Raw genomic sequence first — 10051 nt, 5'->3', positions numbered from 1 at the left:
CCGTTAATGCGGGATGAATAGGGAAAGCCCCTCATATTGGATTCTTCCAATTGAGGGGCTTCCTTTCTACCCTAGTATAATCTCTTTATATAGCTTTCTTCTAAGCTTACCTCTATTTCTTCCTTTGTTTTTTCGGCTGCCTTTGCATGAGCAGCAAGGATTTCCCCTGCTTTTGGCATGTCGTCAAGCGCCAGCCACGAACTCGGCTCCCATAGATTAGAGCGGATAATGGCTTTCCCGCAATGAAGGAAGCATTCTTCGACCTTGACGCCAATCCCGACTAAGGGAATGCTATTAGATGCTTTCAGCGGATACAGCAGCTCCTGATCGGTTACAATGGATGCCTTGCCATTGATTCTTAACGTCTCCCTTGAACCGGGTATGAGAAAAAGAATCCCAACCTGAGGATTTTCTAGTAGATTATACAAGGAATCGAGCCGCTTATTCCCCCTCCTCTCTGGAATAAGCAAATGCTTCTGATCTAGTACGGAAACAAAACCGGGCTGATCTCCGCGTGGTGAAGCATCCGCATTTCCCGCCTTGTTAGATGTAGCTAAAACAAGAAAGGGAGATTTAGCGATAAACGTCTTGCAATGCTCGTCCAAGCAGTCAATTACTTTATTGACAGCAAGGGAGCTTGGTTTCCCCATAAGGTCCTGTAAAGCCTCTCTCGTTTGGATCACATTCTTAAACATAAACTCCCCTTTTCTCTCGATCCCATCATCTATTGTTCAAAAAGTATGTATGACAATCTCATAAGAAAATAATCAGTGTTGAAAGAAGACAGATAGCCAAGCTAGGCAAAGCTACAAGAAAATAGCTGTTTGACCATGTTGATTTGAGATGCGAGGCCTTACTAAAGTCATCTGCAAGCTCCTTTGCTGGGGCTGAGCCAACCATCAACAGGGCAATAAGCAAGCTGATCCCGCCAGTAATGCCCGTTAGAATTGGCAGCAGCTGCACATCACGGTATAGAGCGAATATGAAAATATCAATACAAGCAATGATGATGCCATAAACGAGAAATTTTTTCATGATTACCCCTACTCTCTGATTCTATTCGTGCGCGATCCTCATCCTTTATTGCAGCAAGTCATATCATTGACTAATCTAGCTTCCCTGATAAATGACTGCTCATAGCCTCAGCAACGGCTGCCGTATATTCCTTTGAATGAGGGACGAATTCATCCTTTGATAACACACGTGTATACATCGCTTTTTTCCCGTCTTGATCAATCATAAATCCTTCTGCCGTCAATTGGTTACATTTACCGTAGTAAAATTGGATGAAATCATGCAGATCCACCTTCACCATCCCATCTACCTCCTCTTTCTGAAGAGAAAATGACTCTAGCGATATCTTACATTCATACAGAAACACATGGCTGAATTCCTTGTCCGCAATCTTATTGGTATTAATGATGTTCTTCATTTTCCCCAGGTAAATAAGCTCATCAATACTGACATGAATTCCGACTTCCTCTTCGATTTCACGGACACCGTCATGTACAGATTCATGTTCCATTAAATGTCCAGCGACCGTCATATCAAATAAACGAGGAAAATCCTTTTTCCTATGGCTCCTTTGCTGCAAATAGAGCGTACTTCCTTCTGGATTGACATCGATAAAGTAAACCTGAAAGGTCTCATGCCAAAGTCCCTTTTTATGGGCTTCATCACGTGCTGCTGTTCCAATTTGCCTTCCCTGCTCATCAAATATTTTCAGTATTTCTGTATCCATGAACCCACTCTTTTCAAAATGTCATTACTATTATTATATTCTGATTGAGCAGCTGGAATCCATAAACGATTGTATTTTTTGAAAATTCTATCAAAATGCACAAACTAAACTGATCACCATCATAAATCCAGAATCGAATATTCCTTAAGGATGACCTTCGCCAAAAGAGAGATTTCCCATTTCTTTTAAATTTTGTCTCCCGCTCCGTTTAGGAAGCGAGCAATAGGGAAAAGTCTACTAATTGCTTGAAAAAGGGGATGAAGAAATGGAACCATTATATACAGCTGTTGTATCGGCGACAGGCGGAAGAGAAGGACATGTAAAATCAGAGGACGGCATCATCGACTTAGATGTACGCCAGCCAAAAGCATTAGGAGGATCAGGTGAGGAAGCAGCCAATCCGGAATTGTTCTTTGCCTCAGGTTATGCCGCCTGTTATGACGGTGCACTCAACCTCGTGCTGCGAAAAAACAAAATCAAAGCGGATACAACGGTTACCGCTAATGTGACAATCGGGAAAGATGAAGCTGACGGGGGACTGAAGCTAGCAGTCAGACTAGATGTATCGATTCCTGATTTATCAAAAGAAGAAACAGAAAAATATGCAAAAGAAGCGCATCAAGTTTGCCCATACTCCAAGGCAACAAGAGGGAATATTGACGTGACCATCGTTACTGTCTGACCCGTTTTCCACACATAAAAGCGGTGCCCATGCAATTATGCCGGGCACCGCTTTTTCTATTAATTCATATTGATCCAGACACTCTTCACTTCCGTATAATTATCAAGGGCGTAGCTGCCCATCTCACGTCCAAGGCCTGATTGTTTATAGCCTCCAAATGGTGATCCGGCATCAAATGTATTATACGTATTCACCCAGACAGTTCCTGCCTTCAGTTTATGCGCAATGTAATGGGCTTTCTTGATATCCTGCGTCCAAACGCCGGCTGCAAGGCCGTACATGCTGTCATTGGCTTTCTCGACCAAATCATCGATATCATCAAACGGCATGGCCGCCACAACAGGACCAAAGATTTCTTCCTTAGCAATCGTCATGCTGTGGTTAACATCCGCGAAAATGGTTGGAGAAACAAAATAGCCCTTATCAAACGGAATATCTCCGCCTGTCAGCACTTCTGCCCCCTCTTCGATTCCCTTGTCAATATACCCTTTAACACGGGATTGCTGGGTAGATGAGATAAGCGGACCCATGGTCGTACCTTCTTCCATCCCATTTCCTTGCTTAATGTTCTTTGTGTTAGAGACAAGGTCAGCAACGACGTTGTCATACAATTTCTTTTGGACATAAAGACGGCTTCCCGCACAGCAAACCTGCCCTTGGTTGAACATAATTCCCATCAAAGCGCCGGGTACAGCCTTCTTTAAATCAGCATCAGGCAGGATGATATTCGGAGATTTCCCTCCAAGCTCAAGCGTAATTCTCTTTAATGTGTCGGCTGCAGAACGCATGATGGATTTCCCAACCTTCGTCGACCCGGTAAAAGCTACCTTATCAACATCTGGATGGTCAACAAGCGGCTGGCCAGCTGTTTGTCCATAACCTGGAACAATATTCACCACTCCATCCGGGAAACCGGCTTCCTGGATCAACTCAGCCAAGTATAAAGCGGAAAGCGGTGTATTCTCCGCCGGCTTTAAGACAACCGTACAGCCTGTCGCCAGTGCTGCTCCCAGCTTCCAGGCAGCCATGAGAAGCGGGAAATTCCATGGGATGATTTGTCCGACGACTCCCACCGGCTCATGTCTTGTATAGTTGAAGTAGTTCCCTTGAACCGGGATGGTCTGTCCAACAATCTTCGTGGCCCACCCGGAGAAATAACGGAAATGCTCCACCGCAAGCGGAACATCCGCTTTAGAGGTTTCCGAATACGGCTTTCCATTATCTAATGTTTCAAGCTGAGCTAACTCGACTTTATTCTCTTCCATTAAATCAGCTAACTTATAAATAAGCCGGCTTCTTTGTGAGGCACTCATCCTGCTCCATGGACCTTCTTCAAAGGCCTTGCGGGCAGCCTTTACAGCGAGGTCAATATCTTCCGCCTCAGCCTCTGCCACCTTTGCGAGTACCTCCCCTGTTGCCGGATTCATCGTATCAAATGTCTTGCCTCCTGCTGCTTCGACAAACTTTCCATTGATATATAACTGTTTTGTGCCCTCTAAAAATTTTGCTAGTTTTGGGCTGATGTTGGGACTTAGTGTGGTTGCCATAACTATCCCTCCAAATTATATATTTTTATGCTGGAAACGTTTTCATTATAAGGTAAATTTTCACATAATTCAAATTATTGAAGGGCGTTTTTCAGGGATAAAGCAACTTCATTATGATAGTATTTCTTTTTCCTAATAGACTTGTCTTAAAAGCTTTTCATACAGAGTAAATAGAAACAATACTTCTATTAGACCGTTTTTCTTGCATAATTAACATTTTGATGACAAAAGAGAGGAAATCCGCCACCGCACGGAGAATATGGTGGTATAAAACGAATTCTATTCCTATACAGGAGGATACGAATGAAGAATACACTTCTCGAAGACTTTGAACCATTCTTTGTTGAGTTTCAGCGAATTTGGAACAGCTGTCACACGGAAGAAATGATTGAACGCCTCTCCCCTGATATTGCTGTCCGCTGGGCACAGGCTGACGGAACAGTGGCTGATTGGGGCTATAAGGAGGCCTGCCTCGGCTGGGCGGAGGCTTTCGAAGAATATTGCGGGCATGATCCGAAATGGACGTTCCATCCATTAAAGATAGCCCAAGCATCAGAAAACGAAGTAATCGCTATGTTTTGGGTAACGTTTGAGATGGATGGGATTTCAAAGGATGTCGTCAAGCTGTTTATTCAGCGGTTCAGAAAGGAAGAAACAGGCTGGAAGCTTATCCGTGAATACTGCGAGAGTCTTCATCCTGCCCTCGTCAATATTAAATAACCGATAAAAACGGGCGCCCCATCTCAATTGAAGCACCCGTTTTTTCATTGTTCTAGTTCAATGAATTGTTCGATCTTATTCAGTAGAATCAATAGGGCAGCGCGAGTTTCGAATTCCTCCCGCGTTTTTGGAAGGTCCATGCTTTCAAACCTCTGCCTCAAGGATTGGAGCTTCTCGAGCATGATTTCTGGTTCTTTAAGATTTGCTCCAAATTCCTCTACTAAATCAGCTATCATATCATTTTGCTCAAAGGTGGTTGGCAAATGAATAATCAGCGGTACCATCCGTTCGACAATTTGGAACTGCTGGAGCCGTTTTGAGAAATAGGGAAGATAGAAGGATTCTCTTTTAAAGAAGGAATTCTCCTCACTTCTTCTGGCTAAATCCATTCCCGTCTCAAGAAGCCTCTTCGTCCGAATAATATATTCATCATTCCAAACCCGCTCCTTTTTACGGATAAAGCGGCTGAATTGCAGGAATATAATTTCGAAGTTGCCATCGAGCTCCTGCATGATTTTTTTGATTTCTCCCTCAACACTTGGCATATATAGATTAAATAGCAGGGCCACAAGAATCCCGATCAATACAATGCATAATTGATTGATGAGAAGCGCCTCTGTAATGGCATACGACATGAAAAGCTGCATGACAATTACAAAGCCTGGAACAATCCCGTCCTGAAGGCCAAGCTTCGCCATTAACGGTACATAAATAAATAGGAGAAGTCCAACTGCAACGGGTGTATAGGCACAGCCTTCAAATATCAGGATAGCAAGGCCCATCCCAAGCAAGCAGGCCAAAAGCCTCTTCCAGGCAATCAAGATGCTTTTCCGCTGTGTGCTCTGCACACTTAAAAGCGTAATCACAGCAGCCGTGCTGGCATTCTCCAAACCAAGCATCTGGGCAATGGATAAGGCAATCATTCCTCCAATCGCCGTTTTCACCGTTCTGCTTCCAATCGTAAACATCGTCAATCCCTTCTCTCCGTACAAACTCTATGGGTCAAATTCCTTTTGACTTTCCCTCAGTGATACCCGAGAAAGTCGATTGGAACACATATCCACCTTCTTTTTTCACAAAAACATTATATTAAAATAAAACAAAGAAATAAATCACCCGGTTAAAGGAAAAATAAACCTAAGGAAATATAAGAAGTTTTTGCTGAAATAATAAAATTTTCGCTATAATAGAACTCATAAAGGAGATGAATGGATATCATGAACAACCCATTAGTTGAACGATTTCTTACATATGTGAAGGTGGATACTCAATCTAACGAGGAAAGCCAAACAACGCCTTCCACTGAAAAACAATATAATTTATTGAATTTGCTAAAGGATGAACTTACCTCCATCGGAATGGAAGAAATCACCCTTGATGAAAATGGCTATTTATTCGCTACCCTGCCAGCGAATACGGATAAAAACGTACCGACCATCGGATTTTTGGCACATGTGGATACAGCGACTGATTTCACTGGCGCAAATGTTAAGCCGCAAATCGTTGACAATTATGACGGCGGGGACATTGTCTTGAACAAAGCCCTCAACATCATTCTATCACCAAAGGATTTTCCAGAGCTTGAGGGGTATAAAGGCCAAACACTCATTACAACAGATGGTACTACCCTGCTTGGGGCAGATGATAAAGCAGGCATCGCAGAAATCATGACTGCAATGGACTATTTAATCAAGCATCCGGAAATCAAGCATGGCAAGATCCGCGTTGCGTTCACTCCTGATGAGGAGATTGGCCGCGGACCGCATAAATTCGACGTTGAACGCTTCAATGCTGACTTTGCCTACACAATGGATGGCGGACCGCTTGGAGAGCTTGAATTTGAAAGCTTTAACGCTGCAGCAGCCAAGCTTACTGTAAAGGGCACTAATGTTCACCCAGGCTCCGCGAAGAATAAGATGGTCAATTCCATGAAGATTGCGATGGACTTCCACGCTGAGCTTCCAAAGGAAGAAGCACCTGAATTCACTGAGGGCTATGAAGGCTTCTATCATTTGCTGGCAATGAACGGAGATGTTGAACAAACGAATCTCTCCTATATCATCCGTGATCACGACCGTGCTAAATTCGAAGCAAAGAAATCAACTATGCAAGCAATTGCAGCAAAATACCAAGAAAAGTATGGTCAAGAAAACATCATCCTTGAAGTAAATGACCAATACTACAATATGGGCGAGAAAATTGAGCCTGTGAAGGAAATCGTTGATGTTGCCCATCAAGCAATGGTTAACCTAGGAATTAAACCAATTGTTAAGCCGATTCGCGGCGGTACAGACGGCTCCCAACTGTCCTTCATGGGGCTTCCGACACCAAATATTTTTGCCGGGGGCGAGAATTTCCACGGTAAATTCGAATACGTTTCCGTCCAAAGCATGGAAAAAGCAGCTGAAGTCATCGTGGAATTAGTTCAGTTATTTGAACAGCGTTCCTAATGGAAAGCGGAGAGGCCTTACAAAAGGGCCTCTCCGCTTTTTTATTCAATCGTAAACTTAAGCAGCTGCTTATAATCTGTTTTCTCACTTCCAGCTGTCAGCCATGCTTCAAGCGTATAGCTGCCCGGGGGTAAATCCTTCAATGGAATCTCGAAGGTTAATCGTTCACCAGGCTTCAAATCCTGCTCTACCAGGGCTTGAGTAAAGAACTTGCCCTCTGAACCTTGTTCGATTATATCTCCCGCTTCATTTCGGAGTATATAATCGAACTTCTGACCGCTGTTAAACGTTAAATGAATGGTTTTATCTGACTTGTTTTCAACCGCATATTCAAATTGATACGTATCATTCTCTTGTTTCCTTTCAACTAAGCTTGCCTTTAAATGTTCTGCAGTCACACCGCTTTGATCAGGCTGAACATTCACTGGTTCTCCTCCATTCCCCTCATTCGCTGTATTGGAATTCTGATTATCATCTCCACAGGCCGAAAGGATTAAAAGGCATACGAGAAACACCCATGCTTTTTTCATATTTATCCCCTTTCTGAATCTCGTCTCTTTTCAGTAATTCAACAAGGATGGTTTAATCCCTTCTTGGTATTGACCATCTAATCCCGATTTACTCCTTTAAAACAGAAAGCTTGCCGTTCGCTTCTACTATTCCCACCTTCACATCCTCCAAGTGAAAGGCACCATTCTGCCTCAGCAGGTTTTCTACTTCGTGCTCTGACAGACGGTTTTTGCGCATCACCTTCTTCATTATCTGACCATTATGAATCAATAATTCAGATTCTCCTTTAATCCTGCGTCCGAGAAACGGAACCTTACGAGAGACCAAGTCAGTTGAATAAATGAGTAATGACCATACACCAACTGCAATGAAGATATCATAAAATTTCACAGCTGGATCATATGCTGCATCCCCTACCAAATCTCCCAGAGCCACTGAATATACAATATCCAGCGGACTAGCCTCAGCCAGTTCCTTCTTGCCCATTAATCGGATAATGACAAGGAGGGATATAAATCCAGAAATAATCTTGATGATCATAAACACATATGCCATTTCTCTCACCCGCCCTTTCATCAATGAGTCTCATTTAGAGCATCATTGTTCGAAAAGGTGGATACCACTCTTCCCCTCTTCCTTTTTATTTTTATTCCCTTCTAAAAAAGATAGAAACAGAATGCAGGCAAAAAAAACCATCATAGCATGGAATGCTTGATGGTCATTGGATTATTTATAAGTTCAGGTTCGTTCTCGGGCTTCTCCATTTCTCTATAGCCGTCTGCAGCACAGAAGCCAGGAATAAGGTTTCCCCCGTGCTTAGTAAAATTGTATTTAGAGGATTCATCATATCAATGGATTCTTTATCAAGCCTTCCCTCTTTTTCCAGCTTCAGCTGGATAATGGCGGATTCAGCCTGACTCTTAGTGAAACGAATCATTTTATTTCCCCAAGAAGATTCATCCTTTGTAAATAAAACAGAGTTTTCTTCAATGATTGCTGCAAACATGATTCCATTATTGCTTTGATACAAATATGGTGCATTTGTGAAGAAATCTACCGGTGGATCTTCCAATTGTGCATGTTCTTCCTGTAATGCCAAAATTTCTTTTTCCACTTCTTCTCTGATGCCAGTAACCATTTTCTTCAACTCCTTTTATCCTCATTAGTTAAAAGTATATAACGTTTTCATACAGGTGTCTCTGCATAGTTGAACATAGCGAAAAAGTAATTTTATTTAAAATTTTCACTTAATTTTCACATCTATAATGTCAATTATGTCAATATTCACATTTACAAACATGGGGAGAATTGCTATGTTAATGGCACCACAATTCTCCTCATGGATAGGATACCAAGGAAAGGGTTGATAGAGTATGAAGCTTGATCAGCAAGCCATTAATATCATCCTCCAAGCAGTCCGTGCCAAAGAACAAGAGCTTCAAGAGGCCGCATCCCATTTTCAGCAGCACAGAATCCCTGATGAATCCATTTTTGGCGAACAGATAATGAAACTGTTACCTAATATGTATGCGGAATTAAATGCTGTTCAATCGATAGAGAACCCCTTGAAAGAAATTCTAGATCAGTATTATGATGAAACTTCAGATAATCAGCTAAAAGCAGTCTACTACCAGGACCTTTCATTGGATGCCCCCAAAGAAGAGCTGCTGAACAGTCTTACAAACTTAATCTCCACTACACACGCAAATCCGCTCCCCTATTCACGGAGCAAGAAGTTGCTTCATTCCTTAGTCGATCTTCATGAAGATGGGAAGGCAAGAAGTATTTACTCAGGCAAGAGCATGGAAGCCGGCACCTTGCTTTCATATGACTTGGTATATGAAGCGGCCGTTCGCGAGGAAATCAGCAAGTATCCTTCCTTACAAAATTTGAACGGTTCCAAAGAGGACCTTCTTGAATCAGTTCTAACTGCCCTGGCTTTAAATGTTGAACATATCATCCCACAATCCTGGTTTGATAAAGCAAGCCCAATGGTCGGTGATTTAAACCACTTATTCACCTGTGAAACAACCTGTAATTCTTTCAGAAGCAATATCCCTTATTATGATTTTGACGATTATCCAAGCGCTTCTAAGGAAATCATCCGCAATGATTGCGGCAAACGCGATGGGGAAGAACGCTTTGAGCCGCAAAATGGAAAAGGGGCCGTTGCGAGGGCAAATTTATATTTCCTAACCAGGTATCCGGATATCTTGCCTCAAGACCGGCGGAAAGCCATTGATATCCCCATGCTGATTAAATGGCACGAAGAAAATCCCGTTACCCTTTATGAAAAGCATCGAAATTGGTGCATTCATCATCTTCAAGGAAACCGGAATCCGTATATTGACTTTCCAGATAAAGCTGCTGTACTCATTTAAGGTGCTTTTCATACAGAAGT

At 42.6% G+C, this 10051-nt stretch carries 12 protein-coding genes; 4 read left to right on the top strand and 8 right to left on the bottom strand.

Going from position 1 to position 10051, the window contains the following annotated elements:
• Positions 1 to 71: 71 nt before the first annotated feature.
• From ACI35L_RS10800 to ACI35L_RS10790, 3 genes are all read right to left on the bottom strand, one after another.
• Complete coding sequence (locus tag ACI35L_RS10800) at positions 72 to 695, bottom strand: pyridoxamine 5'-phosphate oxidase family protein (protein ID WP_439802874.1); 624 nt, start codon at positions 693 to 695, stop codon at positions 72 to 74.
• Positions 696 to 753: 58 nt separating this feature from the next.
• Positions 754 to 1035, bottom strand: coding sequence for a hypothetical protein (locus ACI35L_RS10795; RefSeq protein ID WP_049671280.1), 282 nt, complete (start codon positions 1033 to 1035; stop codon positions 754 to 756).
• A gap of 70 nt (positions 1036 to 1105) precedes the next feature.
• The gene (locus tag ACI35L_RS10790) at positions 1106 to 1741 is read right to left on the bottom strand and encodes an NUDIX hydrolase (RefSeq protein WP_439802873.1); all 636 of its coding nucleotides are present in this window, start codon (positions 1739 to 1741) and stop codon (positions 1106 to 1108) included.
• 265 nt (positions 1742 to 2006) lie between these two features.
• Between ACI35L_RS10790 and ACI35L_RS10785 the strand changes: the two genes are divergently transcribed.
• On the top strand, positions 2007 to 2423 hold the full coding sequence (locus ACI35L_RS10785) for an organic hydroperoxide resistance protein (RefSeq protein WP_049671282.1): 417 nt from the start codon (positions 2007 to 2009) through the stop codon (positions 2421 to 2423).
• A gap of 59 nt (positions 2424 to 2482) precedes the next feature.
• Here the strand turns inward: ACI35L_RS10785 and ACI35L_RS10780 are convergent, their stop codons facing one another.
• Positions 2483 to 3970, bottom strand: a complete 1488-nt coding sequence (locus ACI35L_RS10780) for an aldehyde dehydrogenase family protein (RefSeq protein ID WP_049671283.1) — start codon at positions 3968 to 3970, stop codon at positions 2483 to 2485.
• Between the two features lie 303 nt (positions 3971 to 4273).
• Between ACI35L_RS10780 and ACI35L_RS10775 the strand changes: the two genes are divergently transcribed.
• On the top strand, positions 4274 to 4690 hold the full coding sequence (locus ACI35L_RS10775) for a hypothetical protein (RefSeq protein WP_049671284.1): 417 nt from the start codon (positions 4274 to 4276) through the stop codon (positions 4688 to 4690).
• Positions 4691 to 4734: 44 nt separating this feature from the next.
• On the opposite strand, the gene ACI35L_RS10770 is transcribed toward ACI35L_RS10775, so the two are convergent.
• A complete protein-coding gene (locus tag ACI35L_RS10770; protein ID WP_049671285.1) occupies positions 4735 to 5658 on the bottom strand; it encodes an aromatic acid exporter family protein in 924 nt (307 codons plus the stop codon).
• A gap of 249 nt (positions 5659 to 5907) precedes the next feature.
• Between ACI35L_RS10770 and pepT the strand changes: the two genes are divergently transcribed.
• Positions 5908 to 7140 (top strand): peptidase T, encoded by a 1233-nt coding sequence (gene pepT / locus ACI35L_RS10765; protein WP_439802872.1) that lies wholly within the window; start codon positions 5908 to 5910, stop codon positions 7138 to 7140.
• Between the two features lie 41 nt (positions 7141 to 7181).
• Here pepT and ACI35L_RS10760 read toward each other — a convergent pair whose 3' ends face one another.
• From ACI35L_RS10760 to ACI35L_RS10750, 3 genes are all read right to left on the bottom strand, one after another.
• A complete protein-coding gene (locus ACI35L_RS10760; protein ID WP_439802871.1) occupies positions 7182 to 7670 on the bottom strand; it encodes a BsuPI-related putative proteinase inhibitor in 489 nt (162 codons plus the stop codon).
• 88 nt (positions 7671 to 7758) lie between these two features.
• Positions 7759 to 8205, bottom strand: coding sequence for a DUF421 domain-containing protein (locus tag ACI35L_RS10755; RefSeq protein ID WP_439802870.1), 447 nt, complete (start codon positions 8203 to 8205; stop codon positions 7759 to 7761).
• Between the two features lie 175 nt (positions 8206 to 8380).
• Positions 8381 to 8788: a hypothetical protein gene (locus ACI35L_RS10750; protein WP_049671288.1), complete on the bottom strand. Its 408-nt coding sequence runs from the start codon at positions 8786 to 8788 to the stop codon at positions 8381 to 8383.
• A 235-nt stretch (positions 8789 to 9023) separates the two neighbouring features.
• On the opposite strand from ACI35L_RS10750, the gene ACI35L_RS10745 reads away from it, so the two are divergent.
• Positions 9024 to 10031: an endonuclease I family protein gene (locus ACI35L_RS10745; protein ID WP_439802869.1), complete on the top strand. Its 1008-nt coding sequence runs from the start codon at positions 9024 to 9026 to the stop codon at positions 10029 to 10031.
• The last annotated feature ends 20 nt before the right edge of the window (positions 10032 to 10051 follow it).

Source organism: Pradoshia sp. (assembly GCF_051873915.1).
Classification (GTDB): Bacteria; Bacillota; Bacilli; order Bacillales; family Pradoshiaceae; genus Pradoshia.
The sequence above is the reverse complement of the archived record's forward strand: the minus strand, read 5'-3'. Positions and strand labels throughout refer to the sequence as shown.